18 protein-coding genes and 1 pseudogene are annotated in these 22,752 nt (G+C 53.7%); 9 read left to right on the forward strand and 10 right to left on the reverse strand.

Going from position 1 to position 22,752, the window contains the following annotated elements:
* Positions 1–24: 24 nt before the first annotated feature.
* On the forward strand, positions 25–726 hold the full coding sequence (ubiE, locus tag SH580_RS08650; protein WP_319834603.1) for a bifunctional demethylmenaquinone methyltransferase/2-methoxy-6-polyprenyl-1,4-benzoquinol methylase UbiE: 702 nt from the start codon (positions 25–27) through the stop codon (positions 724–726).
* A 26-nt stretch (positions 727–752) separates the two neighbouring features.
* Here the strand turns inward: ubiE and SH580_RS08655 are convergent, their stop codons facing one another.
* The 4 genes from SH580_RS08655 to SH580_RS08670 all read right to left on the reverse strand — a co-directional run bounded on the left by SH580_RS08655 (position 753) and on the right by SH580_RS08670 (position 5,336).
* Positions 753–1,157, reverse strand: a complete 405-nt coding sequence (locus SH580_RS08655) for a hypothetical protein (protein WP_319834604.1) — start codon at positions 1,155–1,157, stop codon at positions 753–755.
* Between the two features lie 407 nt (positions 1,158–1,564).
* Positions 1,565–2,899, reverse strand: a complete 1,335-nt coding sequence (locus SH580_RS08660; RefSeq protein ID WP_319834605.1) for an MFS transporter — start codon at positions 2,897–2,899, stop codon at positions 1,565–1,567.
* Positions 2,900–2,904: 5 nt separating this feature from the next.
* Positions 2,905–4,503, reverse strand: coding sequence for a 4-alpha-glucanotransferase (gene malQ / locus SH580_RS08665; RefSeq protein WP_319834606.1), 1,599 nt, complete (start codon positions 4,501–4,503; stop codon positions 2,905–2,907).
* Positions 4,503–5,336 carry a hypothetical protein gene (locus SH580_RS08670; protein ID WP_319834607.1) on the reverse strand — a complete coding sequence of 278 codons (834 nt, stop codon included), beginning with the start codon at positions 5,334–5,336 and terminating at the stop codon, positions 4,503–4,505. The genes malQ and SH580_RS08670 overlap by 1 nt, the downstream gene beginning before the upstream one ends.
* Before the next feature lie 278 nt (positions 5,337–5,614).
* On the opposite strand from SH580_RS08670, the gene SH580_RS08675 reads away from it, so the two are divergent.
* Positions 5,615–9,076 carry a PPi-type phosphoenolpyruvate carboxykinase family protein gene (locus SH580_RS08675; protein WP_319834608.1) on the forward strand — a complete coding sequence of 1,154 codons (3,462 nt, stop codon included), beginning with the start codon at positions 5,615–5,617 and terminating at the stop codon, positions 9,074–9,076.
* A 128-nt stretch (positions 9,077–9,204) separates the two neighbouring features.
* Here SH580_RS08675 and SH580_RS08680 read toward each other — a convergent pair whose 3' ends face one another.
* From SH580_RS08680 to SH580_RS08695, 4 genes and pseudogenes are all read right to left on the reverse strand, one after another.
* Positions 9,205–9,633 carry a Minf_1886 family protein gene (locus SH580_RS08680; protein WP_319834609.1) on the reverse strand — a complete coding sequence of 143 codons (429 nt, stop codon included), beginning with the start codon at positions 9,631–9,633 and terminating at the stop codon, positions 9,205–9,207.
* 60 nt (positions 9,634–9,693) lie between these two features.
* Positions 9,694–10,602: a homoserine kinase gene (locus SH580_RS08685; protein WP_319834610.1), complete on the reverse strand. Its 909-nt coding sequence runs from the start codon at positions 10,600–10,602 to the stop codon at positions 9,694–9,696.
* A 120-nt stretch (positions 10,603–10,722) separates the two neighbouring features.
* Positions 10,723–11,197, reverse strand: a pseudogene (gene smpB / locus SH580_RS08690) (SsrA-binding protein SmpB).
* 59 nt (positions 11,198–11,256) lie between these two features.
* On the reverse strand, positions 11,257–11,466 hold the full coding sequence (locus SH580_RS08695; RefSeq protein ID WP_319834612.1) for a DNA-directed RNA polymerase subunit omega: 210 nt from the start codon (positions 11,464–11,466) through the stop codon (positions 11,257–11,259).
* Positions 11,467–11,690: 224 nt separating this feature from the next.
* Between SH580_RS08695 and rplM the strand changes: the two genes are divergently transcribed.
* The 7 genes from rplM to argF all read left to right on the forward strand — a co-directional run bounded on the left by rplM (position 11,691) and on the right by argF (position 18,128).
* Positions 11,691–12,116 carry a 50S ribosomal protein L13 gene (gene rplM, locus SH580_RS08700; protein WP_319834613.1) on the forward strand — a complete coding sequence of 142 codons (426 nt, stop codon included), beginning with the start codon at positions 11,691–11,693 and terminating at the stop codon, positions 12,114–12,116.
* Between the two features lie 18 nt (positions 12,117–12,134).
* The gene (gene rpsI, locus SH580_RS08705) at positions 12,135–12,527 is read left to right on the forward strand and encodes a 30S ribosomal protein S9 (RefSeq protein ID WP_308949258.1); all 393 of its coding nucleotides are present in this window, start codon (positions 12,135–12,137) and stop codon (positions 12,525–12,527) included.
* 113 nt (positions 12,528–12,640) lie between these two features.
* Positions 12,641–13,669 (forward strand): N-acetyl-gamma-glutamyl-phosphate reductase, encoded by a 1,029-nt coding sequence (argC, locus tag SH580_RS08710; protein WP_319834614.1) that lies wholly within the window; start codon positions 12,641–12,643, stop codon positions 13,667–13,669.
* Between the two features lie 24 nt (positions 13,670–13,693).
* Positions 13,694–14,920 carry a bifunctional glutamate N-acetyltransferase/amino-acid acetyltransferase ArgJ gene (argJ, locus tag SH580_RS08715; RefSeq protein ID WP_319834615.1) on the forward strand — a complete coding sequence of 409 codons (1,227 nt, stop codon included), beginning with the start codon at positions 13,694–13,696 and terminating at the stop codon, positions 14,918–14,920.
* The gene (gene argB / locus SH580_RS08720) at positions 14,920–15,810 is read left to right on the forward strand and encodes an acetylglutamate kinase (protein ID WP_308949261.1); all 891 of its coding nucleotides are present in this window, start codon (positions 14,920–14,922) and stop codon (positions 15,808–15,810) included. The genes argJ and argB overlap by 1 nt, the downstream gene beginning before the upstream one ends.
* 94 nt (positions 15,811–15,904) lie before the next feature.
* Positions 15,905–17,095 carry an aspartate aminotransferase family protein gene (locus SH580_RS08725; protein ID WP_308986229.1) on the forward strand — a complete coding sequence of 397 codons (1,191 nt, stop codon included), beginning with the start codon at positions 15,905–15,907 and terminating at the stop codon, positions 17,093–17,095.
* A 94-nt stretch (positions 17,096–17,189) separates the two neighbouring features.
* The gene (gene argF / locus SH580_RS08730) at positions 17,190–18,128 is read left to right on the forward strand and encodes an ornithine carbamoyltransferase (RefSeq protein ID WP_319834616.1); all 939 of its coding nucleotides are present in this window, start codon (positions 17,190–17,192) and stop codon (positions 18,126–18,128) included.
* Between the two features lie 87 nt (positions 18,129–18,215).
* Here argF and SH580_RS08735 read toward each other — a convergent pair whose 3' ends face one another.
* Both SH580_RS08735 and SH580_RS08740 read right to left on the reverse strand, forming a co-directional pair.
* Complete coding sequence (locus tag SH580_RS08735; RefSeq protein WP_319834617.1) at positions 18,216–19,589, reverse strand: TolC family protein; 1,374 nt, start codon at positions 19,587–19,589, stop codon at positions 18,216–18,218.
* Positions 19,590–19,599: 10 nt separating this feature from the next.
* The gene (locus SH580_RS08740; protein ID WP_319834618.1) at positions 19,600–22,719 is read right to left on the reverse strand and encodes an efflux RND transporter permease subunit; all 3,120 of its coding nucleotides are present in this window, start codon (positions 22,717–22,719) and stop codon (positions 19,600–19,602) included.
* Positions 22,720–22,752: the final 33 nt, after the last annotated feature.

Consider the following 22,752-nt stretch of genomic DNA (forward strand, 5'->3'; position numbering starts at 1 on the left):
ACTCCCTACTCTCCATTCAATAAGATGCCAGAAGGAAAAGCAGTCAGCCAAATGTTCGCCGGAATCGCCGGGCGCTACGACGTCGCCAATCACCTCCTCAGCGGAGGGATCGATTTTTACTGGAGGCGCGTGCTCACGCGCATGGTGCAGCAGCGTGCGCCCAAGGATATAGCGGACCTCGCGACAGGCAGTGGCGACGTCGCCTTCAAGCTGCGCGACCGCATGGGCACCAGCGTGCCCGTGACGGGGCTGGACTTCTGCGAGCCGATGCTGGACGAGGCCCGCAGCAAGCGCGCGGCCAAGCCTGCATATGCCGACATCGAGTTCGCCTTCGGTGACTGCATGCAGTTGCCACTGGAGGACGCCTCCGTCGATGCGGTCACCATTTCCTTCGGAGTGCGCAATTTCGAAGATCGTCAGCGGGGGCTAAAAGAGATCCTGCGCGTGCTACGCCCAGGTGGACGTCTGTTCGTGCTGGAATTTTCGCAGCCGGACCGCTGGTTTCGCCCGATCTATTATTTCTACCTGAAATATATTTTACCCTGGGTGGCGGCCATCGCGACCGGCGACAAGAGTGCCTACGACTACCTCGCCGGCACGATTGAAAATTTCCCTACTAAGGAGGCACTCTCTGAACAGCTCAAACTTGCTGGCTACGAAACTGTCTCCGCTAGGGGACTAACTTTTTCCATCGTGGCGATCCACGAAGCAAGGAAGGCGGACTAAGCCCCCTTAGGATATTCACTGGCGCACTACATCGAACCGAGTCGCACTGGATAGAACGGGGGAATGGCATCGTCCAATATCCGCGCACTCGGATTCACGAGATGAACCTGAGTCTCAGAATACCTCAGTTGTTCGACCAAATCCGCATAGAGTTTCTTCGCTGAAGCATACTCAACGCTAAGTCTTTCATTTGATAAATCCTTCTTCGACCACTCATCGAGATACTCTCCAATAATTGTTGTTCGAGCGTCTAAATCCTGCACGCGCTTCATCAAGATATCCACTGACAGCTTTAACTGATAATTGATCGCCTCTTCAGCAAAAAGGTTAGCAACAATTGCCGCCATGATGGGATCCGGATGTTCATAACTGACACGTATCGTCAGCAACTCCACGTCCGCATCCACCGTTACGCCTCTTCGTAACTTCATAGAGTGACAGAGCTGAGTCACCTCTGCCAGCAACGGGGATTGGTGCCATCAGACGATCACGCTTTTTATCTTGGAGACGCTGATCCACTCCTTTTAAAACCGAATCCGACTGTGCAACGGCGACATGATAGGAAAAGTCCGCCTTGGTGGGATTCACATTCTGCTCCGAGTTTAAGTAATCCTGACGAAAAAATTTATCGGTGACCAGCAGGGTCGCCGTGGCTTTATATATGGGCGACGAATCATCCCAAACGGAAACAGTCTCAACAGATGACTCTGCTACAGAAGCAGAAGACTCGATTGAAACAACAAGAATTACAATCAGTTGCGTAATTTTGCGTAGCATTAATCCCATACATCATAACTAAACCTATGAAGGTTATTATTCAATCTTAATGAGTTTACAATCAATCTTCCAAGGAGACGGCCGCTCCGTCGACGGACTCGTCGTCATCGACAAAGCGGACGCAGAAGGCGGCGATCAACATCGAAGCGCCGCCCAGCAGCACCGCGTTCATGGTATTGCCACCGAGCAGACGGGTCATGACATAACCAAGACCAAGTGAGGCGGCAATCTGCGGTAGGACGATGAAGAAATTAAATACCCCCATGTAAAATCCCATCCGACTGCCAGGAATCACATTGGCCAGCATGGCATAGGGCATCGAAAGGATGCTGGCCCATGCGATGCCCACGCAAACCATTGAAGCCAATAACAATTTCGCATCGCCAACGAAGGCCACCGACAGCAAGCCCAGCGCACCGATCGCTAAACAAGTGGTATGAATGCCCTTGGCGCTGAACTTACGCACAATCAACAACAGTAAGAACGCAAAAAAGAAAGCCACCCCATTATACACCGAGAAGCATACGCCGCCCCATTCGGCCCCAGCCTGATACGCCTCGCTGCTATGGTCTGTGCCTCCGAAGATGTGCGTCGCCACCGCTGGAATGAAATAAATCCACATACAAAAGAGGCCAAACCAGGTAAAGAACTGCACCACGGCGAGTTGCTTCATTGCCTTGGGCATCGAGCCAATACCCTCGAAAATTTCCTTAAACGCATTGCCCACCCCTGCGGACTCACGTTTCATTTGCTCAAACGCTTCCATATCCTCCGGCGGATACTCTTTAGTGGACAAAATCGTATACAAAACCGCGGCAAAAAAGACACCCGAGCCCACGTAAAACGCAATTTTTACGGTTTGCGGAATCGCCCCGGTGGCGCCTTCCGCATTGGTGACACCAAACCAGTTGGAGAGCATCCAAGGTAAAGAGGAAGATAGCACCGCGCCCAGTCCGATCAATAGACTCTGCATCGCAAAGCCCAGCTTGCGCTGCTTCTTATTGAGCTTATCGCCGACGAAGGCCCGGAAAGGCTCCATACTAATATTAACCGAGGCATCCAAAATCCAGAGCAAGCCAGCCGCCATCCAGAGTGAGCTGGAATTGGGCATCGCGATCAAGGAAAGACTGGCGAGAATCGCACCGACCAGAAAGTATGGCCGACGACGCCCAAGCCGCGTCCAAGTGCGATCACTATAATAACCGACCAAGGGTTGCACGATCAATCCGGTCAGCGGCGCTGCCAACCAGAGAAAAGGAATCGTGCTCTCATCGGCGCCGAGGTATTGATAGATCGCGCTCATATTGGCCATCTGCAGCCCCCAGCCAAACTGGATGCCAAAAAAGCCGAAGCTCATGTTCCAAATTTGCCAGAATGATAGTTTTGGTTTATTCATAATGTTTATGCTTCGTTATGGCCCTGCTGTGATCGCAGCGACAGCGGCGTTTCCCTCGACATCAGCCCGCGATCCGTTTCGCGAGTGAGGGCATCTAACTCTTCGAGAGCTCCAGAGAGCCGCAGGGTATCCGTAAGGCGCCACCCCCAGCTACCGGAGGCTTTACCAGGCGTATTCATTCGAGCATCCGAGCCAAGCCCTAGCAAATCCTGCACAGGAACTACCACTGCCCCCGCTCGCGAGCGATACAGACTGCGTATAAAATCCCAATGAATCTCGGAACCGTCGCTCCCAAAATATTCAAGTGTCATGGCACGCTCCTCCTCGATCTCCTCCGCAGTACGAGTGCTGTCTTCCCCGGCCTCACTCGAAAACCAACCCACCACCGTATCATTATCATGCGTGCCCGTATAGGCGATACAGTTTGGGACATAGTTCTCTGGCAAAAAAGTGGAACTCATCGGGTCAGTCCCAAAGGCAAACTGCTCAATGCGTAGACCCGGCAAATTATAATAATCACGCAGCTGCTCGACCTCGGGCGTGATCACTCCGAGGTCTTCTGCGATGACGGGCAAGGGCAAACCGTGATCCTCGACGAAGGCATTGAACACCTCATACCCCGGCGCGGGAACCCAGCTCCCCTCTGCAGCAGTCTCAGCCTCGCCGGGCACTTCCCAACACGCCTCAAACCCACGAAAATGATCGATCCGAACCACATCGACCCAAGTCAGGATACGACTTAAGCGCTGACGCCACCATGCATACTTATGACTTCGATGCATGTCCCAATTGTAAAGCGGATTTCCCCACAGCTGCCCCGTCGCAGAGAAATAATCCGGGGGCACCCCCGCCATCACACTTGGACTACCGTCGGCGTTTAGACGAAAGAGCTCTCGCTGACACCAAACATCAGCACTGTCATGCGCTACAAATATAGGCAAGTCACCCACTAGGGACACCCCAAGCTCGTGAGCGTGCCGCTGAACAGCCGACCATTGCAAACGCAAGATGAACTGTTCAAAATAGACTCGTTGGATATCCGACTCCAACTCCTCAGTGATGCGCTGAAGCGCCACAGTATCACGGTCGCGAAACTCTTCAGGCCACTCCGTCCATGCGACGCGATTAAAGCGAGCCTTGAGCGCGCTGAACAATGCAAAACACTCCAACCAGTCGCGTTCGGACTCTAGAAATACCCGGTACTGTTCCCGAAGCGGATCCGAACTCGGTAAAGCAAAAAATTTCAGCGCCGCTCGCGCGGACACTTCAGCTTTGTTTGCATACAACCTCGCATAATCCACCCGAGAGTGCAGTGGCATACGCAAGGCCAATAACTCCTGGTCATCAAGCAAACCACGCGTATGCAAGTCCTCAGGACTTATAAAAATGGGATTGGCCGCAAAGGCAGACAGCCCCTGATAGGGCGAATCACCATACCCGGCCGGATTGAGCGGCAAGATTTGCCAAATATTTTGCCCGTGTCGCGCCAACTGCTTGACCCAGCGAATCGCGGATGGCCCGAAATCCCCAACTCCAAATTGATTCGGCAAGGAACTCGGATGCATCAGGAGACCACAGTCTCGATGAAAAAGAGGTGTAGTCATTAACGGTCTCCTTCCAGCCGGGAGATTTGGAAAGCCCCATAATACGCGTTATGAACACCGCCATTAAGATTAAATAGCGCAAAACTTTTAATCCGAACCGGAGCATCCTCCGCCACGGGCAAACTCATGCGGCGCTGGGGAAATTCATGCAGAACTTGATCACTCAAAGTCGTGATTTGCAGTTTATAGAGCCCAGCCTCACCAATGGTCACGCCGATCTCAATGCCAGCCGGATCGAGAAAAACCCGGGTGTTGAAACGACCGCCAGCGTCCAAAATCTGATATGTACTTAAGCCTTCGATCACAGCCAACACCAATGCACGACCTTGGCTCAATTCGCTGAGATCCGTGGCCGTATCGGCATGACGCAGTGCGATTCCGACACTGGAGACGCCCTCCGCGTCGCGCTCAAACTTGTGACCAAAGCCATCAAACTCAAATCGTAAGGAAAATACATCCCCGGCGATTAAAGGACGCTCAAACGAACGAAAAGCAACCGTCTCTTCGAAGCCAGTTCCATTTGCATAGATACCAAACGCGCGCCCTTCACGTGCAGCCGCCCCCAAGTCCGCCTCCTGATCCGCATCAGCGATAAAGAACCCCGCATACTGCTCCTCCCCCGCAATACCATACTCAGGCGCAAAGAGTTGCCAGCCCTTGAAACCGCGCCCGCCCCAGTCGCCGGTTTGCCATCCATCTGCATACGCGTCATAATACGCTTCATCCTCCGCGGCTACATACCACTGCCCATGACCAACAAGTGGAACCAAATAAGCAAGCAGCAGCACATGCGCACAAAAAACGGGGAAGATAAGGGGGGAACAAACAGACATAGCGAAATAATCTGCCCCCACCGTAAGCATCGTAATCAATGACAACAGGCCACGCTCCAGTTGACAGTTGAACTCCGCCTCGCCAGCTTAAAATTACTAATTAAACAGCACACAATTCATAAGCTAAGCTAATGCAAGACCTCCTTAACATTAAAGAAGATGAGCAAATAGACGGTTCATCTTGCCTTTATTTAAATAATCAAAATACACAAGAATAGGCACGAATACTGCCTCATAGACAAAGCCCGAATCTTCCAACTGAAACAAAAACCAACATAATGGACTTCACCACACAGCTCGGACTCGACCCCAATACAGCGGCTTACGCCCACGATGAACAATCACTCATCGAATACGTGAATTTAAAACTCACTTCGATCGGCCAACCGATCTTCGAAGAGGTCTGCGATTCCCGCTTTAACAGCTTGAGCAAGTCACTACTCGCCAGCTATCAGGAAAAATCCCGCCTACTGGCCGACTACTTGCCCCCCTGCGATCAACGTATCCAGAGCTTTCTGGCCGAATATTTTGGCGAACTCGACCTGAGCGAGATGCCACACCTGCCCAATAACACTTTGATCCTGGATCGCCACGGTGTCGCGCGCACCCTCTCGCTGCCAGCCAAGGGCGACCACTTTACATCCGAAATCATCGACTCCTACCGCATTCAACAAGGAGTGCTACATAACCCCAAGAGCGACCGTCGCACCACCAAGGGGGTATTCCATGTCACCGAAGGAGGACTTCCTGTCCCCAACGATAAAAAAGCAGTTCCCAAACTCGCGGCTGCCCGACTTTTTGCCAAAGCACTCAAAGGAGCCCCCGAATCTCTACAGACGCTGCCTTTCCTAGCCAACCAGGAAGATAAGGCCCGCGCATGGGTCTCGTTGCTACTACGCCCGGTCGTGGTTCCAGCGGTGGATGGCTTTAGCCAGGAAAAAACGATGGAAGTGCGCTTCTTCGCACCTGGCAACCTGGTCTGCAACCTAGACTTCGTTGAATCCATTTTCGGCAATGCCGGCGATCCTTTCATCGCCGACAACGATGCCGCGCTCGACCCCGCTCACTGGACCGGCCACAGCGGCTGCGTGATCCTGGCCCCTCACCTCATGGGCACTACTAAAGTTGAGCTCGGCCTTCCTAACATTAAAGATGCCACCGAACGTCAGATACGCGACGGCATGTGCTGGGAAAAAGAGGACGAACTTTATAACGATGGCGGCGCATTCAAAATCACTTGCCGCGATGAACGTGGCGTCGTGGTCACCGCCATCGCCGACAACTACTTCGGCTACTGCAAGAAGGAAGTTAAAACACAAATCGGCTACTCGGCCAATCTGAACGGACTCGCCGAAGAAGAACACGCAGGCGGCACCCTAGCCTTTACAGGTTACGACCTGGGAGAAGACTTCCAGCTCAGCCAATACTATCCAGTTGTCGACCAGACCTTTGATGGCGTGATCGCTCGCTACAGTGACCGTATTGATATCAAACCCGAAGGCTACGCCATCGACAAGAGTTTCAGTAATATCATCTACATCCCTGAAGATGCCCGCATCGAGCTCAATACACAGCGCATCAACTGGACAAAAGACGGCAATGAACAGGAGATCAAGCTCCTCCCAGGCAATACCTACGTGCTGCCCTCCGGCTATAAGGTGGAAATGATGAAACCTGCCGAAGGACGCCGCTGGCGCCTAGTGGGCTACACCGCAGAAAGCCGCGTTTGCCACAAGCCCTGCACCGTATCCGGTGGAGGTAAATCTGAAATCTCCAAACCGATCACCGACGCCATCATCTCTGGCCCGGTCTTCGTTCGGGATTTTGAAAAAGACTTCGATCTGGCCGAAGAAATCATTCAAAAAGAATACGGACAACGCTTCTTGGATACATCCAAGAACAAGACCCAAGGCCGCCCCCTACTAAGTAAAGACCGCTCACTGGGATCGGTCATCAAGCTGCTCACTCCCTCCAAGGGAGAATACACAGAGGAGTATAACACCTGGCTCAAATCAATTCCACAACACGTCAAGGAACTCGGACTCATCATCAAACGCTTCTACAAAGAAGACTGGGGCAGTGACTGGCGCAAACGCTTCAGCGTCGATTTAATCAATGGCGAATTGGGCAACATCCTGCGCTATCGTGAGCAACAAATGCTCACTCAATATCTACGCGTCGGTTACACAGAAAATGGTTCGTGGCGCACCTTTGGCTTACGCAAAGACTTCATCCCCGCGGCCAAGATCTCACTCGAAGACGATATCACCGCATCGGTAGTCGCCCCTTGCTCGCAGTTGAGTAGCCTACCTCCCGGATGGTCACTCCCCTCTGCGAAATTTGTTCATAATTGCGAGTATCGCTTCTTCCAACGTCCCGACGATGCCATCATTCGCGGCTACGACAAGGGCGCGGAACAAGATCTCAGTTCTTTCGGCAGCTTCTTGAGCAACTACGAGCCACTCGACCGCGAGTTCGCCAAGAACGAGACGGAAGACGCCATCCGTTTCGGCCAATACACGGAACCGATGCGTAACATGGTGCTCGATTTCAGCCAGGCCAACTCGCCGGACTACTATTCGACCAATGCATATCCACGCATCGTCGACGGCAGCCCAACTAAAAATCCGCGCTACCTGCAAGTCCGCCCGGACCTGAAAGATCCTCGCGCAGTTTACCTGGCCGACATCAGCTCACGCCTCTTCCGCCGTCAGGATTCACAGTCTGCCCTGCTACGCCCAGTCACATCAATCCTGCCAGGGCGCCGCAACAATCCCGCCGAGCCAGATGCAGGCGTGAAGCCGCTCTGCGTATTCAGCCCGATCCACCACATGGAGCTTCCCGAGCTCTTCATGGAGGACATCGCCAGTATCACCGGCAAGTCCCCCTCCACCACAGGCGCTGGCTCCGAAGGGGCACTAACGAAGGGTCCATTCAACGCCCTTCCTCCGATTTACGACATGAACAATGCGCTGGTATCTTACCTCGCAACAGATCAGCCCGTATTTATCACTGCAGCTGGCTACGTCGGTCCTCACTTCCGCGTCGACCACGACATCAGCCTACTCGTCCCCGAGATCTGGTGCCGCCTCAAAGATAACGAAACCGATCCGAAATGGATGCTGGAACACGGCTATCTGGAGAAAGTGGAAGACTTCGAGCACGAAGGCAAAAAGGTGCTCGCAAGCCGCATCGGTTATCGCATCACCGCAAAATTCGTCCGCATCTTCTTCGGTCGCGTCTTCAATAATCCAACCTCCGTGCTGGACGAGCAAATGCTCAAACCGGAGTTGCAAGACATGGACACCTTCGTCGAAGGCATGGAAACCATCATCGCCGCACACAAACAAGCCGCCGAGAACTACTTCGCCGACGGCTCGATCGAAGATGCTTGCCCGCCTCTCAAGGCACTGCTCCACATCATGAAAGACGGTCACTACGAAGGCGAAGATCTCGATTCGCCCAAGGTGCGCGAGCTCTTCACCCGCGAGTCGATGCTCGCCAGCGATTGGTATGCCGAGCGCCTACAAAGCCAGCAGACGCACGACATTGCGATGTGGAAGAACAACGTTCAATACCTGCATAACTTCTTACAGCGCGAATCGCATTCCGGCGTAGCCAAGCGCCTAAATATCGAAACTCGCCTGACAGCTGCCAAAGAAGAACTCGATAAAGTCAGCTCCAAGAAGTATCTCGAAACACTCGTCGGCACACTCGGACGCCAACCCATCGAGAAGTAGGCCACGTGCCACATTTCCAAGCAAAAAGCGCAGATCAATTGATCTGCGCTTTTTTTTGCGTGCGGAACTTCGCATCAATACGACAACACAGCCCCCAGCTCCACTTGAAGGCCCCACGCCACCAGCCCTTAGCTCATGCGGGGCTTCTTGATGGTTGGCTTGATCCGCTCAGGACGAAAAGGACGATCAAACGCAGCAGCAAATTGATACCCCCCTGAAAAATCCTCCACACTGTCCTGATCCGTCTTCCCGAGCACCTTACACTCGACCAGATTAAAGACAATATTACCAAAATCACGACACTCGCGAATCCCCCAATGCTCCAAAACAGGCCGCGCCATGGGCCCATACTGATCAATCGCATACAAGCGGATACCTTCAAGCAACTGCTTGCCCGTCAAGTGGTTCGACTTATCCAGATCCCCACTCTTATGCATCTCCTTCAGACTAAAATCCAGCGCTTGACGCAGAAAATAATATGCACCGCGTGCATACCGTGGATCATCCTTGCGAATCGTGCGGATTACTTCGTTAAAATCTCGGTTTGGGTCATTCACTGCGAATAGATGAAGCGGAAAAAACCAAGAGGTCAACCGATCAAATGTAACACCACTACACTACTCTTCATTTACAGTCAGACCACGGTTGTCAGTAATCAGCCGATAGGCCCGGCTCTTGACCCCATTCCCCGCGTACACTTGCTCCATAGCGGCAGCCACTGCCTGTGCTTTATCAGGGCTCGTCACACAGACAACCGTCGAGCCACTTCCGCTGAGCCAGCCTGTATACGCGCCGGCATGACAGCCCGCTTCAATACTTTCGTGGCCAAATGGATTGAGTAACTCTCGATAGGGCTGATGGATATAGTCATTTACGGCACCATCCAGACGCTCAAAATCCCCCGAAACCAACACACCCACCAAAAACGCGAGGCTATTGGCGCTGCGCACCACATCTTTAAATGGAATCGACTCCGGTAGCACACGTCGCGATTTCTCTGTCAGCACTTTATAATCCGGCGAGACCGCCACAAAGGTTAACGACTCTGGCAAAGCAAAGCGAACATGCTCGCGATAAGCGAAAGTTTCCGGTTCGGTGCGCGCAATGCAAAAACCTCCGGCAAACACCGCACAGGCATTATCCGGCGCATTGTCCAAATGAGTCGTCAGTCGAATCATCGCCTCTAAATCCAGCGGCTCCCCGTGCAGTTTATTCAAACCAGCCACGATTGCTGCACGAATCGTCGAACTGGAGCCCAGCCCACGCGCTTCCGGCACATCTCCCCAAATTTCATAATTGAAGCCGACAGCCTCCACCCCCGCGACTTCTGTAAAAGAACGCGCGGCCTCTTCAATCATCGCCTGCGTGCCTCCGTGCGCCTCCTCCAGTGCGCAAATTTCACAATCACTTCGCTCAACCAAACGCACGAAATTATACAAAGAGAGCGCAACGCTCAGCGTATCAAAGCCTGGCCCACAGTTTGAAGTGCTGGCCGGTGCTTGAACAATGATAGATCGGGATGACATATGGGTAATGGGGTTGGGAGATGGAATGTGACACAAGCTGCGCTGCGACCTGCAAAATTCTGCGATATAAGGTTAAATATCAAAGACCTCCACACACAGCTCAGCGTGCACACGCTGCGATCAACGGTAATCGCGCATATCACGCTCAGCTTCACGCATCGTAATTTTCTTTTTTAGAGTTTCACGCTTATCGTGCAATTTCTTACCAGGTACAAAGCGCAATCTCGATTTTTATCAAGCCGTGCTTGATATAAATACGCAGAGGAATCAAAGACTTCCCTCCCGTTTCCATCGCACCAAATAATTTATGAATCTCACGACGATGCAAAAGCAACTTACGCTTACGCCGGGGTGGATGATTTTGAAAATTCCCGAATTTATACTCTCCAATATGAGAGTTATATAGCCAGACCTGCCCCTTTTCCACGCGGCAAAAAGCCTCGCTGATCTGCGCATCTCCATCGCGGATGGCTTTCACTTCCGTGCCCTGCAGCACGATGCCAGCCTCAAAAGTATCCCCCACAAAATAATTGTGGTGAGCTTTACCATTACGGATTTCCCGAAGGTGATCCTTCGATTTTTTCTTGGCGCACACGTTAATGGAATCCCTCTATTGGGGGAAAGCTAGAGGGCACGCTATAAAAAAGAAAAGGCTTACTCCTCTACAGGCTCGGAAAGCTGATAGGTAATCTTACCTTCCATGATCTCACGCAGAGCCATATCTTCAGCAGACAGACGCTCCAACGACTCAATCAATGGCTTGTAACCACTCTTCAGTTGTTTCGCCCGGCGGGACACCACATTGACCAAAATCATCGGATCAGTGATTTTCTTCTGCGCTTCTCTTAAATAGTCGTCTCTCAAAGTCGTATTCCTCCAGTATCTGTGTTCAATTGGGAAAAACAGCGCAAAATGAAGGCCACATGCGCATTTGCAATAAAATTCTGCTACAGTTCGAATTCGGTTGTAATTGGCCCCATTATATACAGGCCTGCTCTCTCGCCTATTTATATAGGGAGAAAAAACCCTAAAAAATCCCATTGACAGCGGACCTGCCCATTCTACTGTTCACCGCTTTTCCAAAAATCATGAAGACGACTTTAGCTACTAAATCCGACCATACCAAATCTTGGTATGTAGTCGATGCTGCCAACGAAACACTCGGCCGCATTTCCGTAAAAATTGCCAACGTGCTGCGTGGTCGCCATAAGCCGACCTACACACCGCACGCTGACACTGGCGACTTCGTCGTGGTCATCAATGCAGAGAAGATCAAAGTCTCCGGCAAAAAGAACTCCGACAAGAACTATATGTTCTACTCCGGCTGGATGGGTGGCGAAAGTTACGTCAGCATGAGCGACATGCGCGCTAAAAAGCCTGAGTTCATCATCGAGCACGCCGTCAAGGGCATGCTTCCACGCAATAAGCTTGGTCGTGCAATGATCAAGAAACTTAAAATCCACGCTGGCGCTGAGCACCCTTACGAAGCTCAACAGCCTAAACCTTTGGTTTAATAGCCCACCTTTAATATAATGAGCGAAGAAACATTTGTAACCGTCGGCCGTCGTAAGACAGCCACCGCACGCGTCCGCCTTACTCGCGGCACTGGCAAGGTAGTCGTTAACGGCTCCGAGCCTCTCGCCTACTTCAAGACTGAAGAATTTGCTAACGCAGCCCTCTCTCCTTTGAAGACAGTTGAGATGTCCGACCAAGTGGACATCACTGTAAAAGCACAAGGTGGCGGCCTCAACGGCCAAGCTGGTGCAGTTCGCCTCGGTATCGCCCGCGCTCTTGAGAAGCTGAACGCAGATTTGCGCGTGCCTCTCAAGCAAGAAGGCCACATGAAGCGTGACCCTCGCTCTCGTGAGCGTAAGAAAGCCGGCCAACCCGGTGCACGTAAGCGCTTCCAATTCTCGAAACGTTAAACCGCCGCGGCGGCAATGGTCGCATCTCTTTTTGCAACCCTCCAAAGCCGCGCAAGCGTGCCTTGGAGGGTTTTTTCGTTTCATTAGCTCCACTTAAAATCACTAATACAATCATGAATGCAGCAATCATAGGCGCCTCGGGCTACTCCGGCGAAGAACTGGTCCGGCTTCTTTCCCGGCACCCGGATGTCAAACTGACGGCAGTGACCTCGCGCTCGCTGGCAGGTAAATTAGTGGGCGATCAAATGCCGGCCCTGCGACACCTGGTGGGCGACCTGTCTTTTACCGCATCCAATCCGGCGGAACTCGCCGCCTCCACGGAGATCGACATCTTTTTTCTCGCCCTCCCCCACGGCGTGGCTTCTGAGTTTGCCGATCCGCTCTATCAGGCGGGCAAAACGGTGATCGACCTCAGCGCGGACTTCCGCCTCGGCTCGACTCGGGTGTACGAAGACTATTACGGCCAAGCACACCCGGCACCACACCTACTGGAAGCCGCTCCCTATGTCATCCCGGAACTCGCCGACGACAAATGGAAGAGCGCCTCGCTGATTGCCTGCCCGGGCTGCTACCCGACCAGCATTCAATTGCCACTGGTCCCCTTGCTCAAAGCGGGACTGATCGACCCCAAAGGAATCGTCATCAATAGCTACAGTGGTGTCAGCGGTGCCGGCCGTAAGGTCGCCGAAGACTTCATCTACTGCGAGCGCAACGAAAGCATGAAGGGCTATGGTATGCCCAAGCACCGCCACCTGTCCGAGATCGAAGAGCAACTCGAAAAAGCGGCCTTCGCCGACTGCATCGTGCAGTTCAACCCACACCTCGCCCCCATGTCACGCGGCATCTCCACCACCATCGTGGCCAAGGCCAAGCTCAAAGACTCTCTAAATAGTGTCTACGACACCTGGGAAAAGGCCTACGGCAGCAAGCCTTTCGTATCCATACTGCCCACAGGCACCTTCCCAGACACCAAACACGTAACCGGCACTAACCGGGCCGACATATCCGCGGTGTACGACCCACGCACGGGCAATTTCATCATTAATTCTGTCATCGATAATCTCATCAAGGGTGCCAGTGGCCAAGCCGTCCAACTCATGAATCTAAAGTTCGGCTTCGAAGAAACCGCTGGCCTACTCTAATCTCAGCCCTCAGCTCTCAGCCCAATGATCCAAGTTCAGCTAATCGAAAATCCACAAGGTATCGCCGACTGCCCCGGCTTCAAATCCGCGGGTGTCGCCGCGGACATCCGGGAGAAGGGCGACCTCCAACAACTCGATCTGGCATTGGTGACAGCCGAGCAACCTTGCAATGCTGCGGGGGTATTCACGCTCAACGATGTGTGTGCCGCCCCCGTGCACGTGTGCAAGGCAATCCTCTCACAGCCCAACATGAAGGTCGCCGGCTTTGTTGCCAATAGCGGCAATGCCAACGCAGCTACAGCGGAACAGGGCATGCGCGACGCCAAGGAAATGTCTGCGATCGCACAGCTGGAGACCGGTATCGGCTCGCCTTTTTTGGTCTGCTCGACCGGGCGTATCGGACGCAAACTGCCCATGGGCAAAATTAAATCCGGCATCGCCACGGCCGCACACGCACTCAGCTCAGAAACACAGGCCTCGCTGGATGCAGCCGATGCCATTCTGACCTCCGACACCCGGCGCAAGTGCGCCACAGCACGCTTCACTTACCAAGGCCAAACACTCACCGTCGCGGGCATCGCCAAGGGCGCAGGCATGATCGAGCCCAATATGGCCACCATGCTCGCCTTCCTCGCCACCGATCTGGAGGTGGACAACGCCGCGCTGAAAGATACTCTGGTCCAAGCCTGCAATCAGACCTTTAACCGTATCTCAATCGACGGCGACATGAGCACCAACGACACCGTGCTACTACTCGCCAACGGCAAGTCCGGCTTGGTGCCCAACGATTCACCCGAACTGTTGCAAGCCTTCCACGAGGCCGTGCTCCAGGTCTGCGATGCTCTGGCGGAAAAAATCGTCGGCGATGGTGAAAAAGTAACCAAACTGGTCGAATTAGTCGTCGAAGGCTGCCAAAGCGAACAGGACGCCGAAAAAGTGGCTCGCGCCGTGGGCAACTCCTTATTGGTCAAGACTTCCTGGTATGGCTCCGACCCGAACTGGGGCCGCCTCGCCGACGCCGCCGGCTACGCCCGGGTCGGACTCAAAGAAGCATGCTTCGACATCCACTACGACGATGTGCCCGCGCTGATCGGTGGACTCCCCCAAGACAGCAACCTCGCCCAGTGGAAAGCGATCGTTTCTAAAAAACGCTTCCGTATCACTCTCAATCTAAACCAAGGCAGCGGCAGCTTCCGCCTACTCACTTCCGATCTCAGTGAGGCCTACGTAGACTTCAATAAATCCGAATAATGTCCGATATTTCCCAACTCGACGTCACCACTAAGGCAGCCGTGCTGCTTGAAGCGCTTCCCTACATCCAACGCTTTCGCGATGCGATCTTTGTGGTGAAATACGGTGGTGCCTTTATGGACGATGCCGACCCGATGGTGCGCACCCGTGTCGCCACCGACATCGCCTTCCTGCATGCAGCCGGCATCAAAGTTGTGGTCGTACACGGCGGCGGCAAAGCCATCACACGCGCACTGGCTGAATCCAATGTGCAAACACGCTTCGAGCACGGTCTACGCGTCACCGACGCCGAGTCGGTCAAAGTGGTCGACCACACTCTCAACAAAATCGTCAACCTCGAGATTTGCGAAATCCTGCAGGCCAAAAACGCCCGCCCACTCGCGATTCCGGGTAACAACATCCTGGTCTGCGATAAGAAACAAGTCGTCGTGGACGGCGAAGAACTCGATCTGGGCTTCGTCGGTGAGACGCATACCGTCAAAACCAAAATCATTAAAAAAGCACTCAACGATGGCTACATCCCCATCATTTCGCCCATCGCCTGCGACGAAGACGGCCAAGTGTACAACACCAACGCCGACGCCGCCGCAGGTCGTGTGGCCGCCGCGCTGCGCGCCCGACGCCTCGTCTACCTCTGCGACGTGCCCGGACTGATGAAGGATATAAATGATCCCACCTCGCTAATCTCTTCACTCAACGCCGACGATGTCGCCGGCCTGGTCCAAGATGGCACCATCAACAAAGGCATGATTCCCAAAACCGACAGCGCCGTCAAAGCGCTCCGCAGTGGCGTGCACCGTGTCCACTTTATCGACGGCGAGCAGCCCCACAGCCTACTACTGGAAATTTTCACCGACAAGGGCGTCGGCACCGAAATCGTTAATTCGTAGCGAGCCTTTCGACTCGGTTAACCCGTTTTCAGTTTACCGTTCCTCAGTTCAACCGAAAACTGACAAACAGAAAACCAGCCAACTTTTTCCTCCCATGAACCACCATCCGACACTCATCAAAAACTACGGCCCGCCCGCGTTTAACGCCGTGCGGGGCCAAGGCGTGTATCTCTACGACGACGCCGACAACGAGTATTTAGATTTTGGCAGCGGCATCGCCGTAACTTCTGTGGGGCACTCCCACCCGAAATGGGTGGCGGCAATGCATACCCAAGCCGCCACACTCACTCATTGCAGCAACCTCTACGGCATCCCCGGACAGCAAAAGCTCGCCGACCGCCTCGTTGCTAAAGCTGGCCCCGGCCGGACGCTCTTCTGCAATAGCGGCGCCGAAGCCAACGAGGCTTTGATCAAACTGGCACGGCTGCACGGAAAAAAGCTGAGCGGCGAAGAAGGCAAACGCTTCACAGTCGTCGCCGCGAAAAACGCCTTCCACGGACGGACCTTCGGCGGTATGGGCGCCACACCTCAGGAAAAGATCCAAGGCGGCTTCCGGCCCATGCTGGAAGGCTTTAAATTTGGTGAGCTCAACAACATCGAGAGTTTCGACCAACTAGTCGACGACTCCGTAGCCGCCGTATTCATCGAATCCATACAAGGCGAAGGTGGCCTCTTCCCTGCCGAAAGCAGCTTCCTACAAGAATTACGGGCACTCTGCACCGAGCGGGGCGCACTGCTCATGCTGGATGAAGTGCAATGCGGCATCGGCCGCAGTGGACACTTTTTCGCCTTCGAAGCCAGCGGCGTCCAACCCGACGCAATCGGTATGGCCAAAGGCCTCGGCGCCGGGTTCCCGATCGGCGCCATCTGGGTCTCGGAGCCCTACGCCGAGCTCTTCCAGCCCGGCTCGCACGGCACGACTTTTGGAGGCAGCCCGCTCGCCTGTGCCGCTGCCAACGCCACCCTCGACATTATCGAAGAGGAGCAACTCATCCAACAGGTGGCTGCCAACAGCCCGGCCTGGCACGCTCAACTACAAAAACTCGCCCAAAAGTATCCCGAGCTGATTGCTGGCATACGGGGTGCTGGATACATGGTCGGCCTCGTGCTCAAGCCCGAAGGCCTCAACCTCAGCATCACAGCGGCCGCCCGTGAGAAAAAGCTACTCGTCGTCCCCGCGGGCAACAACGTCGTTCGCTTGCTGCCCGCACTCATCGCGACACCCGCACAACTCAGCGAATCCGTCGAAATCCTCGATGCCATCTTCGCCAACACCGAAGCTTAAACTTCGAATATTAAATCATTTCTAACTCCTTTAATAAAAACCATTACACTCAACATTCAGCGTTCGAGCTCGAACCCTCGATGTTCCCCCAGTCATGCACCACTTTTTAAAAGAAACCGATTTCAGCCTCGAACAGGCCCAACAGGTATTCCTGTTGGCCAAGCAATTCAAAGCCGAACGGGCCAGCTCGGCGCAGCCACTCAGCACTCAATCCTGGGGCCTACTTTTTTACAAGAGCAGCACCCGCACCCGGATCTCCTTCGAAGTCGGCGTGCATGAACTCGGCGGACATCCCGTCGTGCTCAACTCACAAAACACTCAGATCGGACGCGGCGAAACCATCGAAGATACCGCCAAAGTTATGTCGCGCTACCTGCACGGCCTCGTCATCCGGACCTTTGCCCACAGCATCATCGAAGACTTTGCCGCGCATGCCAGCATGCCCATTGTCAACGGCCTGACCGACTTCAACCACCCCTGCCAACTCTACACCGATATTTTCACTCTGTTGGAGCGCTACTCGCCCGACGACATGGATATTGAAACGCTCAAAGGCAAAAAAGTCGCCTTCCTCGGCGACTGCGCCAGCAACATGGCCAACTCGTGGATTCATACCGCCGCCATGTTCGGCATGGAGATCGTACTGGCAGGCCCCGAAGGTTTTGAGCCCGGCAGCGAAATCGATGACGCTCTCAAAGCCGACGGACTGGAATTAAACTACACTTTCACGACCGATCCCACAGCCGCCTTCCAAGACGCCGACGTCATCTACACCGACGTCTGGGTTTCCATGGGCGACGAAGCCGAAGCCGAGAAACGCAAAGCCGAGATGGCCCCTTATCAAGTGACCCGCGAACTACTCGCCCTAGCCAAAAGCGAGGCCTACTTCATGCACTGCCTCCCCGCCCACGCCGGCGAAGAAGTCAGCCAAGAAGTGCTCGATAGCCCACAAAGCATCATCTTCGACGAAGCCGAAAACCGCCTCCACGCTCAAAAGGCAATCATGGCGAAATTAGTCGAACTGAACGCCTAAAGGCAACTCTGCCCGCACGAACAAAGCTGGTAGGATGACCTACATGCACTCGAGTCTTAAGCTTTAGACCAGAGCGATGCGAACGCTCTACTTTGCCTCGCTTGCGTCCACGTAGTTATATTTAGTTTCCCCGATCGCCCGTTGCACATTCGTCAGGGCGAGCAGATAGCTGTAATTCGCCTGCAACTGATTGTTACGGGCTTCGGTCAAGGAGACACGTGCTTGCAAGGTATCCAGAAAAGTGGAGCTGCCGACACTATAGCGATCATTCGCCAAGCGCAGTGCTTCTTCAGCCTGCCCGGTCACGAGACCGGCGGCTTCCACCAACTCAGCTGCGCTCTCGAGTTCGGATACCGCACGTCGCACTTCGATTTCTACTGAGAGACGCGTCTCATCGAGCACGAGTTCGCTTTGCCGCACCCGTGACTTGGCCTGCAACACGCGGCCTTTCGTCGCGCGCCCATCCCATATATTCCAGTTCGCCTCTAAGCCAACATACCAGCCATCCTCAGGATTATCAAAGCGATCATCCGTGGTGGTGTAGGAACGTAAAAAATTATAACTTCCGATCAAATCCACACTCGGGAGGTAACCTGCCTCTGCGGCTTCTATGCCTTCCTGATTAGAATCGACCAACAAAGCCAAGCGGGCCAATTCAGGACGTGCCTTCATCGCTTGCTGCATGGAATCTAGCAAACCATACTCCTGCATGCGGACATCGAGTTCGCCAACGAATTTAGGCATCTTCACCGTGGGCGCTCCCCGGCGTTTCACATAGCCGACCACGCGCTTGAAATCTGCCACGGAGACCCGAAAATCATTTTTGGCTCGAATCAATGCGGGCTTGGCATTGGCCAAGGCGACCTTTGCTTGCAGCACATCGAAATTAGAAACCGAGCCGGCCTCGAAGCGACTCTCGGTATTGGCAAGCTGCTCTTCCAAGAGTTCTATATTCTGAGTTTCTACCTCGATGGTCTCACGTGCCAGCAAGATACCGTAGAACGCCGTCTTTACTTCTTGAATCGCAGTTTCGACACTGGCCTGAAGATCATACAGCGCAGCGCGTTCCAATGCGTCCTGCGCACGAATTGCAGCACGCAAGCCACCGCCCGCATAGAGTGCTTGCCGCACCTGCAGCGAGACCGACCAATTATCTGAAGCGCTATAGGAGGCAGTCATGCCATCGGCCTGCTCGGAGATGCTTCCGTTCAAAGACAGCGTCGGGCGCACGGCCGCGCCGACTTCCATGATCAGTCCGTATTGCTCTTCAATACGCTCCTTGGCTTGGAGAATGGTGAAGCTGTGTTCCAGCGCATAATCAAGCGCCGCTTCCAACGTGATCTCATCAGGGATCGGCATCGGATCTTCAGCTGCCAGGGCCATCCTACGATCAGAACTGACGGCGCTCGCCGCAGTGGCAGCAGCAAAGAACATTGTAGTTAAAAGATAGATACGTTTCATACTATACTGCTTAAGCTGGAGTTTCAGGAAGGTCGGCAGCCGTGACTGCTTTGACCACGCGGCCTTGGTGCTCGGCCGCGATCAACATATAAATGACGGGCACCACAAAGAGTGTGAATACCGTGCCGATCGCGAGCCCACCGACGAGCACGAGACCAATCGAGTTACGAGCCTCAGCACCGGCACCAGTCACCAAGGTCAGTGGGAAGTGGCCGAAGATGGTAGCCGCGGTGGTCATTAAAATCGGGCGCAGACGTGTCAACGAAGCCTCATGCACCGCTTCTAATTTAGCGAGCCCTTGCCGCTGCAAGGCATTGGCAAACTCGACAATCAAAATGCCGTTCTTGGCAATCAGCCCGACCAGTGTCACTAGCCCAACTTGTGTATAAATGTTGAAGGTGGTCGTCCAACCATCTGTGAAGGACGGCGCTGGCAGCGGCATCTTAAGAAAGGTAAAGACACTCGCGCCAAAGACTGCCAGTGGCACCGAACCAAGCAAAATAATGAATGGGTCGCGGAAGGAATTGAACTGCGCCGCCAACACCAGAAAGATCATCAAGACTGCCAGCGCGAAGGTTTGCATAAACTCCTTATTGCCCCCCTCTTTGCGCAACTGACGAGATTGGCCAGTGTAGTCGTAACCAAAACCGGCAGGTAGAATTTTGTCAGCCTCGGTTTCAAGATAGGCCAACGAGGCATCCAATGTCCCCGTGCCCATGCCGGAAATCTTCACCGAATTGAGCTGCTGAAAGCGGTTCAAGCTGCGTGGCTGCACATGGTTCTCAATGTGAGCAATGGAACTGAGCGGGATCAGCTCACCGCCGGGACCGGAGGTATAAATGTCTGTCAACTGTTCGGGGTTCAGACGGCTCTCGCGCTTAATCTGCGGAATCACCTTATAGCTGCGCCCATCGATACTGAAACGATTTACATAATTCCCCCCGATCGCGGCACCGAGGTCTTGCCCCACTTGCTGCAAGCTCAGGCCCATCGAAGCGATCTTATCACGGTCGAATACAATTTCGGACTGTGGAAGGTCGTAGCGCATATCAATGGTCAAGAACTGAAACTGTCCGCTGGCCATGCCGCGCTTCACTAACTCCTGAGCGTAGCCTAATAATTGCTCGGCATCGTAGGTCGAAGAAATTACAAATTCGATCGGCATGTCGCCCGCACCAGGTAGCGCCGGGGGCGTGAGCATGAAGACGTTGACACCTGTGATTTGCCCCACGCGCGCCATCACATCTTGGTTGACTTCAATCGAAGTGCGCTCGCGTTGCGACCATGGCACCAAGCTCATACCTGCAATACCAAAGGAGGGATTCGAGATCTGGAAAGTGAAGTCATACTCAGGCGTTTCCTTCAAAATGTCGAACATCTGCTCACTGTAGTGCACGGTTTGATCCAAACTATTATTCGAGGGCGGATCAATGACACCAAAGATAAAGCCCTGATCTTCCATCGGCGCAAGTTCGCGCGGTGACATCAAAAACATCGGAATCGCAGCCAGTGTGAGCACGATCCAGATCGCATACACCCATGGTCGTGAGGACAAGGCCATGCCTAGTAGTTTCGAATACCATGATTTCACTTTCTCGAACTGTCGCGAGATCATACCGGCAAATCCACGCTCACTCTCATTGGGACGCAGAAAACGGGAAGACATCATGGGCGAGAGCGTCAAGGCGACAATCGAAGAGATCACAATCGCACCGCTCAGAGTCATCGCGAACTCCTTAAAATAAGCGCCGGTCAAACCACCCTGCAGCGCAATCGGCATATACACCGCGACCAGCACCAAGGTGGTGGCGATGACTGGGCCCACTAATTCACGTGCAGCCAGCAGTGCCGCTTCTAGGCGTCCCTGTCCTTCGGAAAGGTGACGCTCTACGTTTTCAACGATCACAATCGCATCGTCCACCACCAGGCCGACCGAGAGCACGATCGCGAGTAGCGTCAACAAATTGATACTGAAGCCAAACACCTGCATCAAAAAGAAACCGCCGATCAACGAAATCGGGATCGCAATCACAGGCACGGCGACCGCGCGCAACGACCCCAGGAAGAGGAAAATGACCACGACCACAATTACCAGTGTTTCAATCAAAGTGGAATAAACTTCGGACACCGCATCTTCGATGTATTCACTGGAGTCATACGCGATGGCCGCCTGCATGCCTTGAGGCAATTCCTCTTGTATGCGTTTCATTTCGTCACGCACCCCTGCCATCACATCCAGGGTATTGGCATTCGGCAATACCCAGATACCCATGAAGACCGCTTGCTCACCGGAAAAGCGCACGTCTTCGGTATACGTCTCAGAGCCGAGCACCACATCCGCAACATCGCTCAAGCGCACTAGGCCGCCATCTTTCTCAGCAACGACCAATTGCTTGAAATCCTCTGCTGAACTCAGGTTGGTATTGGCTGTCAGGCTGACTGTTAAGTAATGCCCTTTGGTCTGCCCCACCGCGGACAAGTAATTATTTGCAGCAATGGCTTGATTGACCTGAACAGGACTGATGCCGTAGGCCGCCAAACGATCTGGCTTCAGCCAAATGCGCATGGCAAAATTCTGCGCGCCAAGGATATCGGCGCGTTGCACACCTGGCACCGCACTCAAGCGTGGCTGCACAATGCGAGTCAAGTAGTCCGTCACTTCATTCCGCTCAAGAATGTCGGAACGGAAGCTCAAATAAGCAGCACCGATCTGCGAGTCTGCAGTCTCAATACCCAAGACTGGCACTTCCGCCTCCGGCGGCAAGTCGCCACGCGCTTGGTCGACCTTGGTGCTGATTTCAGAGAGCGCCGTCTTACCATCGTAATTAAGCTTAAGCGTCACCTTGATGGTGGACACACCAAATGAACTGGTGGATTCAATATAGTCGATTCCATCCGCAGCCGCGACGGCTCGTTCAATCGGCGTAGTGATGAACCCGCGCACCAGATCGGCATCGGCACCAATGTAAGCGGTCGTAATCGTTACGATCGCGTTCTCATTCTGCGGATATTGGCGAACCGTCAGCTTACTATAGGACTGTAAGCCGGCGATCACGATGACCATACTCACAACAATCGCGAGTATGGGTCGATTGATGTATAGGTCGGTAAAGGATTTGTGCGCACTCATGCTAGTTGAATCAGATTCCAAATTTGTATATGA

Source organism: Coraliomargarita algicola, assembly GCF_033878955.1.
Taxonomy (GTDB): Bacteria; Verrucomicrobiota; Verrucomicrobiia; order Opitutales; family Coraliomargaritaceae; genus Thalassobacterium; species Thalassobacterium algicola.